20 protein-coding genes are annotated in these 18582 nt (G+C 48.5%); all 20 read right to left on the bottom strand.

Features of this window, described 5'->3' with window-relative positions; translation table 11 throughout:
- Positions 1 to 46 precede the first annotated feature (46 nt).
- The gene (locus ACFO4R_RS05340; protein ID WP_379788012.1) at positions 47 to 580 is read right to left on the bottom strand and encodes an energy-coupling factor ABC transporter permease; all 534 of its coding nucleotides are present in this window, start codon (positions 578 to 580) and stop codon (positions 47 to 49) included.
- A gap of 372 nt (positions 581 to 952) precedes the next feature.
- Positions 953 to 2248 (bottom strand): glutamate-1-semialdehyde 2,1-aminomutase, encoded by a 1296-nt coding sequence (gene hemL / locus ACFO4R_RS05335; RefSeq protein ID WP_379788011.1) that lies wholly within the window; start codon positions 2246 to 2248, stop codon positions 953 to 955.
- Positions 2249 to 2801: 553 nt separating this feature from the next.
- Positions 2802 to 3065, bottom strand: coding sequence for a hypothetical protein (locus ACFO4R_RS05330; protein WP_379788010.1), 264 nt, complete (start codon positions 3063 to 3065; stop codon positions 2802 to 2804).
- A gap of 7 nt (positions 3066 to 3072) precedes the next feature.
- A complete protein-coding gene (locus ACFO4R_RS05325) occupies positions 3073 to 3432 on the bottom strand; it encodes a hypothetical protein (protein WP_379788009.1) in 360 nt (119 codons plus the stop codon).
- Between the two features lie 268 nt (positions 3433 to 3700).
- Positions 3701 to 4663 carry a porphobilinogen synthase gene (gene hemB / locus ACFO4R_RS05320; RefSeq protein ID WP_379788008.1) on the bottom strand — a complete coding sequence of 321 codons (963 nt, stop codon included), beginning with the start codon at positions 4661 to 4663 and terminating at the stop codon, positions 3701 to 3703.
- Positions 4660 to 6174 carry a uroporphyrinogen-III C-methyltransferase gene (gene cobA, locus ACFO4R_RS05315; RefSeq protein WP_379788007.1) on the bottom strand — a complete coding sequence of 505 codons (1515 nt, stop codon included), beginning with the start codon at positions 6172 to 6174 and terminating at the stop codon, positions 4660 to 4662. The genes hemB and cobA overlap by 4 nt, the downstream gene beginning before the upstream one ends.
- Positions 6161 to 7060: a hydroxymethylbilane synthase gene (gene hemC / locus ACFO4R_RS05310; RefSeq protein WP_379788006.1), complete on the bottom strand. Its 900-nt coding sequence runs from the start codon at positions 7058 to 7060 to the stop codon at positions 6161 to 6163. Before hemC ends, cobA begins: the two co-directional genes overlap by 14 nt.
- Positions 7051 to 7686: a precorrin-2 dehydrogenase/sirohydrochlorin ferrochelatase family protein gene (locus ACFO4R_RS05305; RefSeq protein WP_379788014.1), complete on the bottom strand. Its 636-nt coding sequence runs from the start codon at positions 7684 to 7686 to the stop codon at positions 7051 to 7053. The genes hemC and ACFO4R_RS05305 overlap by 10 nt, the downstream gene beginning before the upstream one ends.
- On the bottom strand, positions 7686 to 8924 hold the full coding sequence (gene hemA, locus ACFO4R_RS05300; protein ID WP_379788005.1) for a glutamyl-tRNA reductase: 1239 nt from the start codon (positions 8922 to 8924) through the stop codon (positions 7686 to 7688). The genes ACFO4R_RS05305 and hemA overlap by 1 nt, the downstream gene beginning before the upstream one ends.
- Positions 8925 to 8928: 4 nt before the next feature.
- Positions 8929 to 9696, bottom strand: coding sequence for a precorrin-6A reductase (gene cobK / locus ACFO4R_RS05295; RefSeq protein WP_379788004.1), 768 nt, complete (start codon positions 9694 to 9696; stop codon positions 8929 to 8931).
- Positions 9697 to 9707: 11 nt separating this feature from the next.
- Positions 9708 to 10439, bottom strand: coding sequence for a precorrin-3B C(17)-methyltransferase (gene cobJ / locus ACFO4R_RS05290; RefSeq protein WP_379788003.1), 732 nt, complete (start codon positions 10437 to 10439; stop codon positions 9708 to 9710).
- A gap of 329 nt (positions 10440 to 10768) precedes the next feature.
- Positions 10769 to 11884, bottom strand: a complete 1116-nt coding sequence (locus ACFO4R_RS05285; protein ID WP_379788002.1) for a cobalt-precorrin 5A hydrolase — start codon at positions 11882 to 11884, stop codon at positions 10769 to 10771.
- Positions 11885 to 11888: 4 nt separating this feature from the next.
- Positions 11889 to 12641, bottom strand: a complete 753-nt coding sequence (locus ACFO4R_RS05280; protein WP_379788001.1) for a cobalt-precorrin-4 methyltransferase — start codon at positions 12639 to 12641, stop codon at positions 11889 to 11891.
- Between the two features lie 12 nt (positions 12642 to 12653).
- The gene (gene cobI, locus ACFO4R_RS05275) at positions 12654 to 13361 is read right to left on the bottom strand and encodes a precorrin-2 C(20)-methyltransferase (protein WP_379788000.1); all 708 of its coding nucleotides are present in this window, start codon (positions 13359 to 13361) and stop codon (positions 12654 to 12656) included.
- 2 nt (positions 13362 to 13363) lie between these two features.
- Positions 13364 to 13948 carry a precorrin-6Y C5,15-methyltransferase (decarboxylating) subunit CbiT gene (gene cbiT, locus ACFO4R_RS05270; protein ID WP_379787999.1) on the bottom strand — a complete coding sequence of 195 codons (585 nt, stop codon included), beginning with the start codon at positions 13946 to 13948 and terminating at the stop codon, positions 13364 to 13366.
- Between the two features lie 8 nt (positions 13949 to 13956).
- A complete protein-coding gene (gene cbiE / locus ACFO4R_RS05265; RefSeq protein ID WP_379787998.1) occupies positions 13957 to 14565 on the bottom strand; it encodes a precorrin-6y C5,15-methyltransferase (decarboxylating) subunit CbiE in 609 nt (202 codons plus the stop codon).
- A complete protein-coding gene (gene cbiD / locus ACFO4R_RS05260; protein WP_379787997.1) occupies positions 14562 to 15695 on the bottom strand; it encodes a cobalt-precorrin-5B (C(1))-methyltransferase CbiD in 1134 nt (377 codons plus the stop codon). The genes cbiE and cbiD overlap by 4 nt, the downstream gene beginning before the upstream one ends.
- A gap of 9 nt (positions 15696 to 15704) precedes the next feature.
- Positions 15705 to 16340 (bottom strand): cobalt-precorrin-8 methylmutase, encoded by a 636-nt coding sequence (locus tag ACFO4R_RS05255; protein ID WP_379787996.1) that lies wholly within the window; start codon positions 16338 to 16340, stop codon positions 15705 to 15707.
- Positions 16328 to 17251, bottom strand: coding sequence for a GHMP family kinase ATP-binding protein (locus ACFO4R_RS05250; RefSeq protein WP_379787995.1), 924 nt, complete (start codon positions 17249 to 17251; stop codon positions 16328 to 16330). The genes ACFO4R_RS05255 and ACFO4R_RS05250 overlap by 13 nt, the downstream gene beginning before the upstream one ends.
- Complete coding sequence (locus ACFO4R_RS05245; RefSeq protein WP_379787994.1) at positions 17248 to 18333, bottom strand: aminotransferase class I/II-fold pyridoxal phosphate-dependent enzyme; 1086 nt, start codon at positions 18331 to 18333, stop codon at positions 17248 to 17250. Before ACFO4R_RS05245 ends, ACFO4R_RS05250 begins: the two co-directional genes overlap by 4 nt.
- Between the last annotated feature and the right edge of the window lie 249 nt (positions 18334 to 18582).

The raw sequence follows: 18582 nt of genomic DNA, 5'->3' as shown, positions 1-18582 counted from the left end.
GAGCAGTTCATTTGGCATCGATCGTTTTATGGTTAAGATGCCTTGTTTAATTTGTGTAGACACGCTCTAGGAAGGCCGCCATAAATACGGCGAGTTTTACATTTACCTTCTTTAAGGACTTGAATACCGCATAAGCTACAAGCGGTCCCGCAACCGCCATGGAAAAGGTGTTGGCACCGAGGGTGGATAGTCCTCCGTGTGCCAGGAACAAAGCTTGAAACACCAGCACGATCAAACCCAACACCGCCGTAGGTGCAGGTCCGAACAGGATGGCTGCAAGACCCGTTCCTGTCGGGTGCGAGGTGCTGCCCGTTACGGAAGGCAGTTTCAAAGCGGAAAGCACGAAGATAAACGCTCCGCAAAGTGCCAACAAAAGTTTTTTCTCAGGTGTTTCCTTCAAGATCTTGGAGATCTTGTTAAATCCGATCAACACAAAAGGCAAACTTGCCGCTGCCCAAACCGCACACCACAGCGGATCGAGAAACCCTTCCATAATGTGCATCGCGTTGGAGTATACGGGAAACATAAAGACCATATACACCAAAGCGATCAGTACCGCCTTTCTCTTTTTGATGTTCATAGGAACCTCCTTCTCATAATAAAATATTTGAACAAAACCTCGGATGTCTTCTTCCCCCCAGTACAGAAAACATCCTTATCATATCGACTTCGGCATCGCAAATTGCAACGGCACCGAAGTAAATATCTTATTTTTAAGAAAGCACCGCATAACACAAGCATTTTAAGGCAAGTGTCTCTGATCAAACAGCGTGATCCTGTTGTCAAATCATTACTATTCTCGGATAGAAGTACGGTCATATCCGTTCCGCGACTACGAAAACTCATTTCATCTTCCATGTAGTGCAGAGCTCCGATATCAATACCTCAAGTGATGTCCTGCAGATCGTAAAACAGAGCAGGTCGATCCCTCCATCCCCCCGAACAAGTCCTCTTATCGATGAGCCAGACCGCGCATGACCTTTAAATTGCTCTCTATCGTCCTCTCGATGTCCTCATCCGTCAGAGTTATATTCATAAACATCGCTTCGAACTGAGCAGGCGGAAGCAGGATGCCTTCTTCGAGCATAGCGCGGAAGTAGGTCGCATAGAGTTTGACATCGGAGGTCATGACGCTCTCGTATGAATCGATCTTTTTATCGGTAAAAAACAGGCTCAACATAGAGTGATAACGGTTGACCCTCGCTTTGATTCCGCACCTCTCGATATTTCTTTGAAACCCTTCTTCCAAGCGCTTCGCCTTCTCCGTAAGAGAGGAGTAGACTCCGCCGTCTTCCTTCAGTCTGTCAAGCACATAGCAACCCATCTTCATCGCCAGAGGATTGCCCGACAACGTCCCCGCCTGATATACACTTCCGCTCGGTGACACCTGCTCCATAATCTCCCTCTTTCCCGCATAGGCACCCACAGGAAGACCTCCCCCTATGATTTTGCCGAAACAGACCATATCCGGCACGATGCCGAACAGTTCGGCGGCACCTCCGTAGGATAGCCTGAACCCCGTGATCACCTCATCGAAGATCAGCACGATGTCTTCTTTCGATGTGAGTTCTCTCAAGGCCTGCAAAAATTCCATCTTGGGAGTGACCACGCCCATATTGCCCGGCACAGGCTCGATGATCACGCAGGCGATGTCGGGACCGTGTCGCTCCACTTCCCTTCGGACGGATTCGATATCGTTGAATCGGCAAACCAAGGTATGTTTGATCGTATCCTCGGGCACTCCGGGACTCGTGGGAACGTTAAAGGTCAAGGCTCCCGACCCCGACTTCACCAAAAGGGCGTCCGAATGTCCGTGGTAACATCCCTCAAACTTGATGATCTTATTGCGTCCGGTGTAAGCCCTCGCTACCCTGATTGCCGACATGGTGGCTTCCGTTCCCGAATTCACCATTCTGACCATATCGATCCCCCGATAGGCACCCACGATCCTCTCGGCCATCTCAAGCTCGACCTCGGACGGAACACCGTAGGAGATCCCTTCGCCCAAGGCCTCGATTGCAATACGGTTGAGTCCTTCATCACAATGCCCCAGGATCATTGGTCCCCAGGAGGAGATATAATCGATGTATTTATTTCCGTCGACATCGTAGAGATAACTTCCCCTTGCCTTTTGAATAAAGACGGGGTTTCTTCCTACGGAGCCGAAGGCGCGAACAGGGCTGTTTACTCCTCCCGGAATAACCTCCTTCGCCTGTTCAAATAAGTAGTCCGATTTTTTAAACTCCATGTCCCTCACTCCTTACCTATAATAATACCATTTTATTTTTTCTTTTCTACAAGAGTTTCCTCCATAAGGTGAACAACGCCGGATCTAAACTCTCCGATCCGATAAAGCCCCTCCGTTTGACAACCTTTAAGATCATCATCCTTATATGAACGTCAGAAAAATAATTTTTACGACCATCGGTCTTCGCTTACCATATTCTCCAAAAAACAAACTTCTTGATTTTTCTCTTTCTTCTATGCTAAGATGTGTGTAATGGCTCATAATTTTTAAACTCTTTGTATTTTTAGTGTCCTAACTTCATTATACAAGTTTTTAGTTTATGAGTCATTTTGTTTTATTTAGTGTTGCACTTATATTGTAAACCTAAAACTATATTATCTATCGGAATCGACAGGTTGAACTCTTTGAACCGTCGCCCTCCAAATTGTTTTTTCGGCAATGCCAGAGGTTTCATACCCGGTATTTCAAATGGAGAACAGTATTACACATCCCTATTGCCGGACTTCAGATAATAGGAAATACAGATTTGAAGAAACCTCGAAACCTTCCACCCTTACTCCAAGTCCTCTTTTGTGATCGCCATGGATGGATATTGCATCAAATTCGTCAGGTCCATATCCATGGGAACGCTGTACATCATATAGCACTGATCGGAATTTGCAACGATCATCTCCTGCATCTTCTCTTGGGCGAGGTTTCTGTCCTGAGTGATAAAAACCACGGAGACCACGCCCACTTTTTTGCTTCCTTCCTCTCTTATTCCTCCGCGCAAAACAACCTTTAATTCCTTCTTTACCTGTTTTTCCACATTTTCCATTTCTCTCCTACCTCCTGTTTTCTTCTCTTGACAATGCAAGACGCTCCTGCATTTCCTCGAGCTTTCTTTGTCTTTCCTTTTTGCTCAAGCCTTTGTTCAACTCTCTCCAAAGTTCCAACCGATAGTGCAAGCTTTCAGATTTCGGCGGAAACTCTACCTTTCTACCGTCTATAAGCATCCCTTCCAACCGATTCCGACAGATCTCATCATCCATGACCGCCATATACAGACAGTCCCTCTCATACTCTTCTCTCAACTTCAAACGCAGTTTGGATACCAAACAACAGCCCAAAGCACCGAGCAGAAATCCACCGCCGAACACCGCGGTTCTACCCTCAAGACACTTTCTTACCTGCCTACATCTCATCTCTACAACCTCCTGTAACAATAGCAATTCTCCAATATGTGAATCCTTTCCCGTATCTATCTTGCTTTTTATGAAGCATCTCTCAAAGATGAAGAAACTTCCCTACCATCTTACAGCATATGAAACGTTTGTGGAACAACAGGTTCCGAATACCCTGTGACCCTTGACTCTGAAACTGTTACGAAAACGCGAGTTCCACCTCGATGAACACTTTTTGAATCATTTACAACTTCAACCGTTGCAAGCGTCAACTTAAATAAAGAGAGTATTACAACAGAGGTGCGATCTCCTTTGCAAAGTAGGTGATAACGATATCGGCTCCCGCACGCTTGATAGCGATGAGGCTCTCCGTGATCACATCCTCGTTCATCAGTCCCTGTTCCACCGCGGATTTAAGCATGGCATACTCTCCGCTTACCTGGTAGGCGGCAATGGGGATGTTGAAGGTTTGTGAAGCCCTCTGTACGATGTCCAGATATGGCATTGCAGGCTTTACCATAACAATGTCCGCACCTTCTTCGATATCCTGCTCGATTTCTCTGAGTGCCTCGTTTGCATTTGCACAGTCCATCTGATAGGACTTCCTGTCCGAGAACTTGGGTGCCGAGTTTGCCGCTTCCCGAAAAGGTCCGTAAAACGAAGATGCAAACTTCGCACTGTAAGACATAATAGGAAGGTTCTTATATCCGTTTTCATCCAAGACCCTTCTGATCTCTCTTACGCGAAGATCCATCATATCGGAGGGAGCGACCATATCCGCACCTGCCTTCGCATGACTTAAAGCAACCTTACACAGGACCTCAACGGTCTCATCGTTTTTCACCCCTCCTCTTTCGTCGAGGAGTCCGCAGTGCCCGTGCTCCGTATATGCACAAATACAGACATCCGTGATTACATAGATGTCTTCTCTCAACTCTTTGATCTTAGCAACAGCTCTCTGGACAATCCCGTCTTCGCTGTAGGCAGAACTTCCCTCAGCATCCTTTGTCGATGGAAGACCGAACAGGATAACATACCGAAGTCCCAGTTTATAGAGTTCTTCGATCTCCTCTTCCAACCTGTCTGTCGATAGATGAAAACAGCCTTTTAAAGAGGGGATCTCTTCTCTTATTCCCTCTCCTTCTACCACAAACAAGGGATAGACCAGATCCGACTTATGCAGACGAGTCTCACGGATCAATTCCCTGCTCAAGGCACTGCTTCTCATCCTCCTCGATCGTTTTTCTGTCATTTATTCTTTTCCTCCTCTTCGATCAACACCTCGACGAGGGTCTTGATATCGTGTTGTCCTGCCTGTGCGTGAACCTTGTAACCATGCTCCTCAACAGTCGAACTCGTAATCGGACCTATGGAGATGATCTTCAATCCATCATTCTTTAAGAGCGGATCCGCCTTATCTCCAAGTATAGAAACGGTATTTCGAACCGTTGAAGAACTCGTAAAGGTGATATAATCAGGTACATCCTCTATCAATTTCTCCACAACAAGTTGATGAGGTCCTTCCACCAAAGTATCGTAGATGTGGATCTCGTTGACGGAGCAAAGCGTCTCCAAGTTCTTTCGAAGATAGTCCCTCGCTATCTCCGATCTCGGCAAGAGCACCCTGCTGTCAATATCGAGATGGTTTTTCAACTCTTCAAACAAACTCTCCGCCACATAGGTTTTGGGAAGGATGTCCGCACGCAGTCCGTACTCCAACAAGGCTGCCTGAGTTCCGCTTCCGATGGCACAGAGCTTCAACCCGGAGAGACTCCTGGTATCCTTTTCTTTGAGCAGGACCTCCATAAAGATATCCACCCCATTTTTGCTTGTGAAGATCAGGTGGGTATAGTTCTCTATCCTCGATATTTCTTCGGACAGTTCCTCCAAGTTTTTGGGAACGATCTTGATGGAAGGAAGCTCGATTACTTCAGCTCCGAGGTCTTTGAGAGAATTTGCCAGCCCGCTTATCTGCTCCCTCGCCCTTGTAACGACAATCTTTTTGCCGAACAGGGGACGGCGTTCAAAGAAGTTCAGTTTCTCCCTCAAAGAAACCGCCTCGCCTACCACAATGAGAGAAGGCGAAACGAGGCCCTCTTCTTTTCCTGCAAGTTCCTCAATCTTCCCCAGACTTGCGCAAACGGTGCATTGTTGCGGATACCCCGCCCGGCTGATCACGGCGACAGGAGTTTCGGGAGACTTTCCGGCCCCCAAAAGTCCTCGCGTAATGGAGCCGAGGTTCTTCAGTCCCATATAGAAGACGAGGGTACCTTCCAAAGCCGAAAGAGTCGCATAGTCGATCTCCTGTCCCTCATCCCTGTGATGGCCCGTGATCAGATGGAGGGACGAAGCCAAATCCCTGTGCGTGATGGGGATCCCCGCATAACAGAGGCCTGCTATCCCGCTTGTGATGCCGGGAACAACCTCGAAGTCCACTCCTTCGCGATAAAGTACCTCTCCTTCTTCTCCTCCTCTGCCGAAGACATAGGGATCTCCTCCTTTGAGGCGTACAACCCTATGACCCCTCCTTGCCCTCTGCACAAGCAAGTCGTTAATTTCTTCCTGTTTCATCAAATGTTCCGACGAGGACTTGCCCACATCGATCAATTCCACATGAGAGCCGAGATGAGCAAGCAATTCCTTGTTGAGCAGGCGATCGTGTACGACCACATCCGCCGCCTCCAGTATCTTCTTTGCCTTTACGGTGATGTTGTCCGCTTCTCCGATACCGGCTCCGACCAAATACACCTTACCGTTTTTCATATTTTTCTACTTCCCCCTTGATATCGCGAGCCAAGGAGACAGCCAGTTTCCTATGTTCTCCTATCCTGCAATTTCCTTTCTTCTTCAATAACACTCCTGCATCCTCCGTTCCGAAGAGAACAGTCAAGAAGACGTGATCCCCCTCGATTACAGAGTAAGCTCCGACCGGTGAATGACAACCTGCTCCCACCTCTTCGAGATAGGCCCTCTCGGTCTCCGCACAGATATTTGTATCACGGTCCGAGATCGCTTCTATCAGAGAGAACATCCTTCTGTCGTCCTCCCTGATCTCGATCGCCAAAATCCCCTGACAGGCCGCAGGTACAAACTCCTGCGGATCAAGATACAGGGATATCCGATCACGGTAACCCGCCCTGATCATCCCCGCCGCCGCAAGCATCACTCCATCCAAGCCTTCAGTGCGGATCTTCTCCATCCGAGTTTCGATATTCCCTCTGATCGCAACACTCAAGACTTTGTTTTGAGCAAGTTGGAACATCCTCCTCTTGCTCCCCGTTCCTATCTTCTTATTCCTCAATTCTTCAAGAGAAGAAGCTCCTTCTTTTAGTACGAGGACATCCGCTGCTACCTCCCTCTTGGGAGAGTTCGCTAAAATCAGTCCTTTGGGGAGGATGCTTGGCATATCCTTCATCGAATGTACCGCCATATCGATGCCTCCGCTTAGGAGCTCATCCTCCAGTTCCTTAATAAAGATCCCCTTATCATCCATCTTGTGAAGGAGGGTATGTTGATCTCTATCTCCCTTTGTTTTTATGATCTTGGGGACGAAACGGATGCCGGGATGTTTGCTTTGTAACTGCTCAATGACTTGTCCCGTCTGTGTCAAAGCAAGATGACTTCCTCGTGTCCCTACTACTATTTCCAAACTTCTTCTCCTTTGATCTTCTTCAAATACGTTTCAACTTCCATCTTATCGGATTTTAACAGTTCCTCACAGATTCCGGCTACATCTTTTTTCTCGCCCCTCTTCGAAGCCTCTACCGATATCCTTCGAACCTCTTCGATATACCTCAATTTTTCAAAGTCGATATCGAAGAGCGCTTCTTCGATGCGAGATTTGATCATCTTGGAGATCACAGGACTTCCTCCTTCCGTCGAGATCGCTATGCGCAGCATCTCTTTCTCGATCACCGAAGGCATGATGAAATCGCTCTCCTCCTTTTCGTCCGCGACCAAAGTCAAGATCCTCAGTTCCTTCATCCTCTCTGCAAGTCTCCTGTTTACCTCCCGATCATCGGTCGCAAGAAGGGCAAAGTCGACCTTATCGAGCAGATTCCCGTGCTTTTCAAAAAACTCTTCCGCCGACATTCGATACAACGATAACCTCTCATCCTCGATCCGGCGAAACCCCTTCGAAAATTCCTTTGATATGACAATAAGAGAGGCCTCCGACCTCAAGAGGGATCTCGCCTTTCGACAGGCTACCCTTCCTCCTCCGACTACCAAAAACGTCTTCTCCTTCATGTCTATATACAGGGGGTAGTATCTCATCATCTCAGCTCAAAGAGGGAGCTGAGCATATCCATATACCGCTGTGCCTCCTCTTCCTCCTCCATCTGTTTCAAATTTCGAATGGGTTCTCGAATCATTCTCTTGAGAGCGGACTCCAACATCTTCTCTATCACCTTCTTATGTCTATGCTCCAAGGGAACCTTTCGATAGATATAAGACAGGGTATCCTGCTTAATCTGACTGCATCGTTCGTTCAGGGAACGGATTACGGGATCGGTAAGGGTCTTTGCCCGCCAACTCTCAAACTCCGCAATCGCTTCTTCGATCGTACCCCGATGTTTCTCCAGCACCTCTTTTCTCCTCCTTATATTCTCATCCGATTCGGATTTTAAGGAATCGATGTTGTAGAGGAAGACATCCTCAAGCGTTCCCACACTTTCATCGATATCGCGGGGCAAGGCGAGGTCGAGAAGATGGAGGGGACTCTTTCTCTCGGCTAGTGCCCTCGCCGAAAGGATGGTGTGAGGAGAAGAGGTCGCGCAGATGATGATCGTCGCTTCCGGAATGAGCTCAGCCAATCTTTGATACCTCTCCGCCTTGCAGAAGGCATATTGGCTTTGCAGCTCCAAAGTCTTCGCGTAGTTTCGGTTACAGAGGGTGATATCACGAACACCTTCCGCTTCAAGATGCTTGAGAGCCAGCAGGCCCATCTTTCCCAGCCCTATCAGCAGTACCTTCGCCTGCGTGAAGTCTTTGACTTCTTCCTTCAACCTCTTTACTCCGATATAGCTTAGAGAAAGAGGGTTCTGCGAGATCTGCGTTTCGCTCTTTATCCTCTTTGCCGTGGTAACAGCCTCTTGAAAGAGACGGTTCAATATTTTTTTGCTGCTTCTCAGCTCCATCGCGTTCATCATCGCATCCTTGACCTGTCCGAGGATCTGATCTTCGCCGATGACCGCCGAATCCATCCCGAGACAGACTTGATAGAGATGACGGATTACATCGGTTTCCTTCTTTTCGAATAGGAAGTTGCGACAGTCCTCCTGATGAAAATAGGTCGAAAAAAAGTCCTTCACCGTTTCAGATGTTTCTTCGACATCTTCACAGACGAAGTAGATTTCACTTCGGTTGCAGGTCGATAGGACGATGACTTCCTCAAGCCCTCTGTCAAGGAGGAGGTCCGTGGCTTCTATCTTTTTCGACTCTGTAAAGTTGAGCCTTTCTCTCACTTCAATGGGAGAGTTATTGTGGTTTACACCCACCAAGCCCAGTTCCAAATTTCTACGCCTCCCTCTGTTCTTCTTTTAAACGCTTTATCAACTCTTCAATATCACGAAACACATTGCGATATTCCATCTTGGGTCTTCGAATGACGATGCAGGCAAGTCCCAGATCCCTAGCTGCAAGGATCTTGTCATCGACACCTCCGGCCTTTCCGCTGTCTTTGGTAATAACGCTCTGACAGGGGTAGGACAGGTACTGTTCCCGATTCATCCTGTAGGAGAAGGGACCCTGCATCGCAATGATCTGCTTGGCCAAAAATCCGAGTTCTTCACATTTTCGGATCACATCCGAAGTGGGAAGCACCCTGATCGTATAGTGCTCCGATCCCCAATTTTCTACAAAGTCCTGCAAGGTCTTGCTCCCCGTTGTCAAAAAAGCTCTTTCTCCGAAGGTCTTCGCCAGCTCGACCGCCTCCTTGACATCCGCGACGTAGTAGACTCCCTCGTGCCGGATCGTATCCTTTCTCTCATAGCGATAGTAGGTAATCCCGAGTTCCTCGCTCGTCTCCATGGCGGTCTTCGATACGATCTCCGCAAAGGGATGGCTAACATCGACGATGAGGGAGATCTCCTTGTCCCCTATCAGCTTCTTAAACATCTCCTTGTCCATCCTGCCCGACAGCACCTGTTCTTCTTGGGCAACTTCCTCCTTCGCCAGAAGACTTCCGTACTTTGTCGCAGTGGAAAGATAGTAGGCGATCTTCTCCCTGTCAAGAGCACTCGCCAGCTCTCTCGACTCGCCGGTTCCTCCTAAAATCAGTATCATAGTTCTACCGCCTATCTGAAATTCTCCTTGTTTTCATAGCCCCTCTTCGTAATCATTCGTCCGTTTTTAAGGTAGGTGGAGGCATTGCCGACGATGACGATGCTGCTCATATCCACCTTCTCGAAGTCCATGGTCTCCAAGGTGTAGAAGAAACTCTCCTGATCCTCCCGACTCGCATGTTTGACCAAACCTACGACGGTGTCCTTCGACTTGTGTTTTTTGAGAATCTCAAAGGCTTCCCTCAAATACTCCTTCCTTCCCTGACTTCGAGGGTTGTAAAAGCAGATGACGAAGTCTCCCTCTCCTGCGAGTTCCACCCGTTTTTTGATCAGTTCGTAAGGAGTCATCAGGTCGCTCAAACTTATATGGCAGAAATCGTGCATCAACGGTGCTCCCAAGATCGATGCCGCTGCCGTACTCGCGGTTACCCCGCTGATAATCTCGACAGGGATGTCCTCTTCCAGAAGTTCCAAAACCAAGCCCGCCATCGCATAGACTCCGGCATCTCCGCTGCTGATCACGGCGACCTTCTTGCCGGTCTTTGCAATCTCGATCGCTGAACGGACTCTCTCGATCTCGCCTCTCATCCCGTTTTCCACTACCTCTTTATCATCTATCATATCCTTGACCAGGTCGATATAAGTCTTATAACCTACGATGACCTCACACTCTTCAAGAACCCTCTTAGCCTCAAAGGTCATATTGTCCTTATTTCCCGGACCTATGCCCACTACATACAACATCCTCTATTCTCCTTTGTCTATCCCGGATTATTTACAACGATTTTTGAAAAGTATCCGAACGTTACATAGCTATCTCTCAAAAAACGGATTAAGACCACGATTCAACGGATTCACTTTTAGTCTTTGCCTTGCAATCTCGACTCGGATACCCCACCGTGAATAATTCGGGTATATATTTGTATTGACCTCATAATACCGACAGGCTTTCGTACAAAGATATCAGCTCGACAAGGTTGTTGTAGTGTATGAAACATCTGAAACACCCAAAACAAAACCTTATTTTTCTAATCGCCTCACAACTCACAGAAAACCTGTATCTCTTCTTCTCCCTATATCTTAGCAAGAGAGAAGGTCGATCGATCACAACTCGTCTTCTCCTTTACGATCTCTCCCCCGCCTGCAAGGTAGGCACAGCTCTGACTGACGTTATATACCCCGACCTGACGAAAGACAAACTCCGACTTCTCCATGTCAGGCATCCGATCTTCGATACTTCGGATTTCCTCCTTCGTATAAGTCAAAAAGTCCACTCCCAACTCTTCGGCCAGGACCAGGATCGCCTCCTCCTCCTTCTTGATATCGATGGAGGCAAGGACTGCAATCGAGTGCGGGTGGACGTTGAGTGCATCCAAAAATTTCAAGAACTCTTTTTTCAGGAGCTGAGCTTCTATCCCCTTTCGACAGCCCACACCCAGGGCATAACATTTTTTTACAACGGGAAAGATCCTTCGTCCTTCGATCTCAAACTCCTTCTCTTCCACGCGGATCCTACGTCCCCGCACGTCTACATGGGAAGAGACTGTAAACAGAACGATGTTGTCTTCCTTCTTCGTATGAGAAAGGGCGTCTTCCAAGCAGAAAAAGACCCTATCCTCCTCTACCCCTTGTTTTTTCAGGAAATCAAAGAGAATATCTTCCTCCACATCGATACAGGAGACGATTCTCTGAGCCGATATCTCGGCGAGGTTAAGAGCCTTGTAGATGTCGTTATCGCGATAGGAATACGCCTTCCACTCTTTTGCAACGATGTCCCAAGCCGTTTTTTCGTTGACATCCGTAGCCGTGGTTACGACCGGGATACAACCCACATCTCGTGCAAGCTCCCGTGCAAGCTCGTTTGCTCCTCCGACATGACCGCTGAGGAGGCTGATGGCATAGTTCATCCCCTCATCCATAACGACGACCGCCGGATCCTTGGATTTATCCTTAAGAAAGGGAGCAATGGTACGAACGACGATGCCGACCGCCATCACAAAAACAAGATTTTCATAGGAAGAAAATAATTTCTCAACAATATCGCGAAAGGGCGTTTCGTAATAAAAAACTCCCCCTTCTTCCTTCTTCAATTTAAGGGGCAACCAAACCTGAGCATCCAAGTGTCGGCTTAGCCTAAGAGCCGTTGTCCTTCCTCTCGGAGTGATCGCAATGATCGCTGTCTTCTTCATCTCTCTACTTTCTGTACTCATGTTTGAACGCGGGAGCATACAACTTGGAATAATGGTATTCCTCTCCCAAGAACCTTCCTACCAAAATAAGGGCGGTCTTTTTGATCCCCGCCTCCTTTACCTTCTCGGCTATGGTCGAAAGATCTCCCGAGACCTTCTTCTCTTCCGGCCAAGTCGCCTTGTAGATGACTGTACAGGGGGTGTCCTCAGGATAACCTCCCTCGATCAACTCATCGACCACCGCTTCTATGCCGTTGACGGAAAGAAAAATAGCCATCGATGTACGGTGGGCCGCAAAGGATCTCAAATCCTCCGACTCGGGAACGGGAGTTCTACCCGCCATCCTTGTGATGATAAGGCTCTGAGATACCTCGGGAACGGTGTACTCCACCCCTAGAGAGGAGGCGGCTCCGAGAAAAGAACTGACCCCCGGCACCAACTCGTACTCAAGGCCTCTCTTCTTCATCTCTTCAATCTGTTCACGGATCGATCCGTAGATGGAAAAATCTCCCGTCTGGAGTCTTACGACCGTCAAGCCTTTATTTACAGCCTCCTCCATCACATCGACAATCTCAAACAGGTCCATCTTTGCACTGTCATAGATCACACAGCCTTCCTTACAGTAGTCCAACAACTTCGGATTGACCAGGGAGCCCGCGTAGATGACCACATCGGCCTCTTGAAGTTTCCGATATCCCTTCAATGTGATGAGCTCCACATCTCCCGGTCCCGCTCCTACAAAACATACCTTTGACATCTTCATCCCCCTCTAACTGTACTTCCAATTTTTGTTTATCAATATGGTCGTAAAATATGAGACTCTGTCTTTTTCCTTTACGGTAACGGGGAAGATGATCTCCTGCTCCTTCTTCGAAGAGTTACTCACTGCGATCGCATAATCCAACAGATCCAGTTCTTCGATCAGCTCTGCGATCTCAAGATAGTTGCGATACACCTTCATCAGCACGACGGACCTCTCCCTCAACAGATATTCCCTGACCCTTTCTATCCCAACGGTCGCAGGTACAACGATCAGGGCGTCGTTGCCTTCTACCAGAGGGAAGTTGCAGTTTGCCGCAATATCGAGGAAGGAGGTGATCCCCGCTATCGTCTCGACCTCAATCTCCTTCTTCAACTTCTTTAGGAGGTAGATATAGGTGCTGTAGACCAGGGCATCTCCGATCGTGATAAAACCGACGTTCTTTCCCCCGTCGACCTCACAGATGATCTCCTGCGCGATACTGCTCCAAGCTTCTTCCAACACTTCGCTATCATAGGTCATAGGGAAATGCCTCTTTCTTACCTCCACCCTCTCGGAAATATAGGACTTGATGATCTCATAAGCCACACTGTCTTTACTCTCTTCCTTTGCGGAAGGCACATAGAGTATATCGACTGTCGTCAGGGTGTCTATGGCCTTCTTCGTAACATTGTGTTCACTGCCTACCCCTACCCCGATGCCGTAAAACCTTGCCATACTCAAGCTCCTTTCTTCACGCAAAGGATCCATATCGGATTCTCCGGTTTCAGTATCGTATATTTTGCAAGAGGCGTCAGTCTGTTGACTGCAAGCTGGATTCCTCTGAAGGCGGTCAGTTCTTCATCCTGTTTTAGGAGTTTCATCGCCTCATAATAATTTTCCACCGTTACAAAGTTCATCACCATAACTCCTCCATCGTTGAGAAGCTTTTTCGTCCACCGGATGATATCTCCGACATCTCCCGCCGTTCCCCCTACAAAGACGGCGTCGAAGGTCTTCTCCAAAACTACGGGTGCCTTTCCCTCGATGATCTCAAGCCTGTCGGCAATCGAGATCCCCTTGGATACCTCCAAATGAACGATGTTTTCTCTTATCGTTTCCAACGCATCCTTCTTCATCTCTACCACCGTCGCTTCCAACTCCGGGAAGGTGATCAGGGCCTCAAGTACGACGCTCCCGCTTCCCGCTCCGACATCGAGAAAGCTCTTCGCCCTGTAAAGTTCAAGGTAAGAAAGACTGATACTCCTTACCTCCTCCTTCGTCATAGGGACTTTTTCCCTTCGAATAAACTCTCTATCTTCCATCTTATCTCCTATTGTTCTATCATGATCGTTACATTCATATCGTAGGACCTGCACTCCACTTCATCCGCAAAGCAGGCCGTGATGCGTTCCTTTTCATAAGCGAGGTTTTCTCCGATATACATCTTCTTGTTCTTCCCCCTCTTGAGCATCTCCTGTGCAATCTCAAAGGGGCCTATCTTTTCATCCGTGACCATACTGACCTTGCTTAAGGAAGCCATAAGATCAAAGTCGGGGTTCTTTCCATGGGAGGAGGTGAGGTAGACCTCATTCATCGAGAGACCGATCTTCGAAAAGAGGTACTGGATACTGCTGATCCCGTTGATGACCTCTATCCCCAATCCCTCCTGAGATGCAAACCTGCTCAAATACTCGGCGATCCCATAAATGCAAGGATCCCCCGAAGCCAGGACGACGACTTCTTCATCCGCCCTTTCAAGGAGGTAGGTCTTTAGCTCCTGCAAACTTATATACTCATCCACCTTGCGACCCAGCACCGGCTCCATATCCTTCTTGTGTCGCGCATGTCCGATGATGTGATCGGCCTTTTCGAGTTTCAGACGCGCTCCCTCCGTAATGAATCCGGACGTCCCCGGACCCATTCCCACTACACAGATCATACGATCCCTCCGTTTCTTCGGAGCAGGTTCACGAGTTCCTCACTATCGGCGGAACTTCCTACGACCCGTCCTTCCATATTGAAAAATATCACTTCCACCCTTGCCTTGTTATAGACATGTTGTTCACTCCTAAGTTTTGCCCTCTGCGCGAGCTTGTCCCAGATCCCTTCCATCTCGTAGACCTTGACATGCTCCAGGGCCTCCTCCGTCGTGTTCGACTCCATGATCAGCCTCATCAGAGGGTAGGGAGCCTCATTGAGAGCAAGCTCGGAGACAATGATCTCATTTTTTGCATCCGCAACATGGCTGTGGGTATGGAAGATCCCTCCCGAGAGTTTGATCAACTTTCCCAAATGTCCCGCCAAAAGGATGTTATCCGCTCCCTGAGCTACGCCTTCCCTCAACATATATCCGACAAAATTTGAAATAATAACGATCTTATCGGAGGATATCCCCCTTGCATTGAGAAACTTCTCTCCGTAGTTTCCCGGTGTCAATGCCAAGGTCTTCGAGGCCTTGACCGATAATTCTGTAAGCAGGGACTTCTTGTAGCCTTCCTCGCTCATCGGCTCTACGATACCCGTCGTCCCGAGGATCGATATCCCTCCGACGATGCCGATTCTCGGATTGAAGGTCTTTTCCGCAAGAAGCTCTCCCTCGGGTACGAAGATGACGACCTGTGCTCCCCTTTCTCCGAGCACCTTCCTCACCTCTTCTCGGATACACCTCATCGGTGAGGGATTGATAGCCGCTTCGCCGATGTTCTGATGGAGACCTTTCTTCGTGACCCTTCCTACTCCTCTTCCTCCGTCGATGATAAGCTCATCATCCTCTCGAAACACCAGACTTGCTCCTATCAGAGCGTCTTTGGTAACATCGATGTCGTCTCCGGCGAACTTTTTGACATAGGCGTAGTAGGTGTTATCCTTCTTATGACAGTCCTCGATCAATACCGTCAGTTCCTTTCCTCCTGCCGTCGTTACACGGACAGAGCCCGGAAGTTCTCCCAAGATAGCCATGATCGCGCAGGCCTTTGCCGCCGCACTCGCTGCCGTCCCCGTCGTAAACCCCCTGCGAAACTTCTTGGAATCGACCTTCGTATAGCCAAGCTGTCGTTCGTAAAAATCCATGACCCTTTCCTATCTCTCAACCAACTGGTACATCACCGCATTCATGATTGCGGCGGCAATGTTGCTTCCACCCTTTCTTCCCAAGGCGGACGCACAGGGGTAGGCGGATTCGAACAGGGCCTGCTTGGACTCGCTCGCTCCGACGAAACCCACCGGAGCTCCGATGACAGCTTTTACCTTAGGTTGGAAGTCTTCTTCCAGAAGCTGAAAGATCGCGGTCGGAGCATTGCCGAAGGCGAAGACCTTCTCTTTCTCATCCCTAAGGGCCTTTTTGACTGCCGCCATTGAGCGCGTAATCCCTTCCTCCTTCGCCATCCGCTTGACTTCTTCATCGTCAACCAGGCATACCACCTCACAACCCAACTTCTGCAGAGCTACCTTGTTGATCCCCGACAGGGCCATCTTCGTATCCGTATAAATGGTAACTCCGGTACGCAGGGCCTCCTTGATGTTCTTCTCGAACTCGTTGGCAAACTTCAGGTTGTAGAGGTAATCAAAATCCGCTCCTGTATGGATACATCTCTTTATGACAAGTTCTTCAAACTCGTTGTTGAACTTGTAATTCGGATGTTCCTGCTTGACGATCTCATCGATGATCTCAAAACTCTTCTCCTCTATCCTCATAGGCTGCTTTACATAATCCACGATACTTCCTCCTCCATAATTCCGCCCTTGACTACGGGCACACTGTAATAAGAGGTATAATACCTCAATATCCCTTCTTTTCGTAAATCCTCCAAGAGCTTCCCCTCCGACATCACAGAGGGAAGCAAGAGACAGACCGCCGTTCCGCTGTGAGAGATGTTCAGCCCGTATCCCCCACAAAAACGTACAATCTCTTCTATTTCATACAGGCGTGGAGTCTCCACCATCCTCTGATTGAAAATGGCACTCTTCATGGCACATTCCGCCACCTTCTTCCTATTCTTATCCGAAAAAGCCTTTTTTAATTCAAAAAAAAGCCCGGAAACCTCCTTCCGGCATTCCCTTTTCTTACTAAAGTAGTCGCTTTGTCTCCTCAACTCCCCCGTATCCAAGCTCTTGTCGGGGACGAGAATCAAAGACTTCATCCCTTCCAAAAAACCGAATTCTTCCACCGCTTCTCCCTTCAAAGGGTCGAAGAGTACGGTGTTTTGAAAAAAAGAGGCATCCGTGGGTTCGATCTTCGCCGCCAAACGGCAGAGTTCTTCGGTCTCCGGCTTTTCTCCCAGGAAGGCAAGACAGGCTCCCGCCGTCGCTCCTATGTCCGCCGTAGAACTCGCAAGTCCCTTGGCAAGAGGAAGGTCCGTTTCCAGATACACCTCGTAGTTTTCAACCTCCAAAGACTTAAACCCGAAGAGTTCCAGCACCTTCCTCTTCATTTCGGAAGATTTTCGACGTGCAACGAACCCCCTGCATCTGCACTGTACTTCCTCCTTACTTCCTCTTCGCACAAAGTAGGCCTTCGAATACAGACCGATGCAGTAAGACGCCAGGTACTCCCTCTCATCTTCCCTCATCCCCTGGACCAATTCGCCTCCTGTCCCGGGACAGCTTGCACAATATATCTTCTTCATCTGAGGTCCCTTCCGTAACTTCCTTTCATAACTTCCGTGCAAAGGGCAGAGATCAGGTTCTCATTTTCGCTTCGATCCTTGATGCTCACTCTGACAAAACCTTCTCCCAGCCCCCTATAGTTTGAACAGTCCCGAATCAGAAGGCGGTGGTTCACAAGGAGGTCTTCCTTCAAAGATGCCGCCGACATCTTCTCAAGCTCAAAGAGGATGAAGTTGACATCGGTGGGATAGACATTCAATCCCTCGATCTGCGAAAGTTTTGCATACACGAACTCCGTTTCCGCCCTATAAAATTCCTTGCTCCTTGAAATAAAGTCCCTGTCAAATACTACGGAAACCAGCTTCGAAGCGAGGGCATTGACCGTCCAGGGTTCCTGTAAGGAAGCAAGGGAGGAAGCGTTGTCCCGAGAAGTGAAGAGGTAGCCCAATCGAAGCCCCGCCAAGGTATAAAACTTGGTCAAAGCCCTTAACACCATCAGGTTCGGATGGGTCCGTATCAGAGGCAGAAGGCTGTATTCCTCCTCCCTGTGCGAAAACTCGATAAAGGTCTCATCCACACACAGGGCGACCCCTAGAGCTTTACAGAGGTTTGCGAAGTCTCCGATATGCTTGAGCCTGCCGTTCGGATTGTTGGGATTGCAGATAAAAACGAGGTCGAGATCCTCCAAGGCGGAGAAATACCTCCCGTCCAAGTCGAAGTTTCCGTTGTAATACAGGGGGACCGCCTCCTTGCCGCAGCTTTCGATCGCCCTCTCATACTCCGTAAAAGAAGGTTGCCAAACCCCTATACGTTGAAAACGCGGATCTCTTGCGATAAGATAGATGAGCTCCGTCGCACCGTTTCCGACAACGACTTCCTCCTCGTTGACCTCATACCTCAGAGCCAAGGTCTGCCTCAAGTCGGTATGATGAATGTCGGGATAGCGGAACAGACTCTCTATATCGAACTCCTTCAGATACTCCCGAATCTTTTCGGAGCGGAAGATATTGACATTCGAGCTGAAGTCCTTCAAACTTTCCTTGTCCATCCCGTACTTTCGAGCGACCGCAACCAAATCCGCTCCATGACCCTTCTCCCTCATTTCAACCTCCTTTTCTTGCGCCCCCGTCTTTAATGCCGGTATCCGTTTGAACTCTTGTATCAACCACCTGTCTATTACAGCTTTTGAAACACTTTTTTCTGTCTGCAGGTTTCGGGCAGTTCCACACCCCGATCAGATACCTGTATAGATCTGCTCTAAAAAAGTTTTGTATCGAGTTTCTCCCGATTTTTTATCAGGAAACACCGTACAAAATCAAACCCCTGCTGTTGTTTCTTCGGATTTGGGAAC

The sequence above is a fragment of the Filifactor villosus genome (genome assembly GCF_042652965.1).
In the GTDB taxonomy this organism is placed as follows: Bacteria; Bacillota; Clostridia; order Peptostreptococcales; family Filifactoraceae; genus Filifactor; species Filifactor villosus.
This window is presented reverse-complemented; position numbering and strand designations above follow the sequence as displayed.

Excerpts from the sequence above, each read along its gene's own strand:
- ACFO4R_RS05250 (WP_379787995.1), bottom strand. The coding sequence starts at position 17,251 with ATGAAGAAGATATATTGTGCAAGCTGTCCCGGGACAGGAGGCGAATTG.
- ACFO4R_RS05330 (WP_379788010.1), bottom strand. The coding sequence starts at position 3,065 with ATGGAAAATGTGGAAAAACAGGTAAAGAAGGAATTAAAGGTTGTTTTG.
- hemB (WP_379788008.1), bottom strand. The coding sequence starts at position 4,663 with ATGACAGAAAAACGATCGAGGAGGATGAGAAGCAGTGCCTTGAGCAGG.
- ACFO4R_RS05305 (WP_379788014.1), bottom strand. The coding sequence starts at position 7,686 with ATGAGATACTACCCCCTGTATATAGACATGAAGGAGAAGACGTTTTTG.
- cobJ (WP_379788003.1), bottom strand. The coding sequence starts at position 10,439 with ATGTTGTATGTAGTGGGCATAGGTCCGGGAAATAAGGACAATATGACC.
- ACFO4R_RS05325 (WP_379788009.1), bottom strand. The coding sequence starts at position 3,432 with ATGAGATGTAGGCAGGTAAGAAAGTGTCTTGAGGGTAGAACCGCGGTG.
- cbiD (WP_379787997.1), bottom strand. The coding sequence starts at position 15,695 with ATGGATTTTTACGAACGACAGCTTGGCTATACGAAGGTCGATTCCAAG.
- ACFO4R_RS05340 (WP_379788012.1), bottom strand. The coding sequence starts at position 580 with ATGAACATCAAAAAGAGAAAGGCGGTACTGATCGCTTTGGTGTATATG.
- ACFO4R_RS05285 (WP_379788002.1), bottom strand. The coding sequence starts at position 11,884 with ATGAAGAAGACAGCGATCATTGCGATCACTCCGAGAGGAAGGACAACG.
- cobA (WP_379788007.1), bottom strand. The coding sequence starts at position 6,174 with ATGAAAAACGGTAAGGTGTATTTGGTCGGAGCCGGTATCGGAGAAGCG.
- cbiE (WP_379787998.1), bottom strand. The coding sequence starts at position 14,565 with ATGATCTGTGTAGTGGGAATGGGTCCGGGGACGTCCGGATTCATTACG.
- cobI (WP_379788000.1), bottom strand. The coding sequence starts at position 13,361 with ATGGCAAGGTTTTACGGCATCGGGGTAGGGGTAGGCAGTGAACACAAT.
- ACFO4R_RS05245 (WP_379787994.1), bottom strand. The coding sequence starts at position 18,333 with ATGAGGGAGAAGGGTCATGGAGCGGATTTGGTTGCGGTCGCTCGAAAG.
- cobK (WP_379788004.1), bottom strand. The coding sequence starts at position 9,696 with ATGATACTGATTTTAGGAGGAACCGGCGAGTCGAGAGAGCTGGCGAGT.
- cbiT (WP_379787999.1), bottom strand. The coding sequence starts at position 13,948 with ATGGAAGATAGAGAGTTTATTCGAAGGGAAAAAGTCCCTATGACGAAG.
- hemL (WP_379788011.1), bottom strand. The coding sequence starts at position 2,248 with ATGGAGTTTAAAAAATCGGACTACTTATTTGAACAGGCGAAGGAGGTT.
- ACFO4R_RS05280 (WP_379788001.1), bottom strand. The coding sequence starts at position 12,641 with ATGTCAAAGGTATGTTTTGTAGGAGCGGGACCGGGAGATGTGGAGCTC.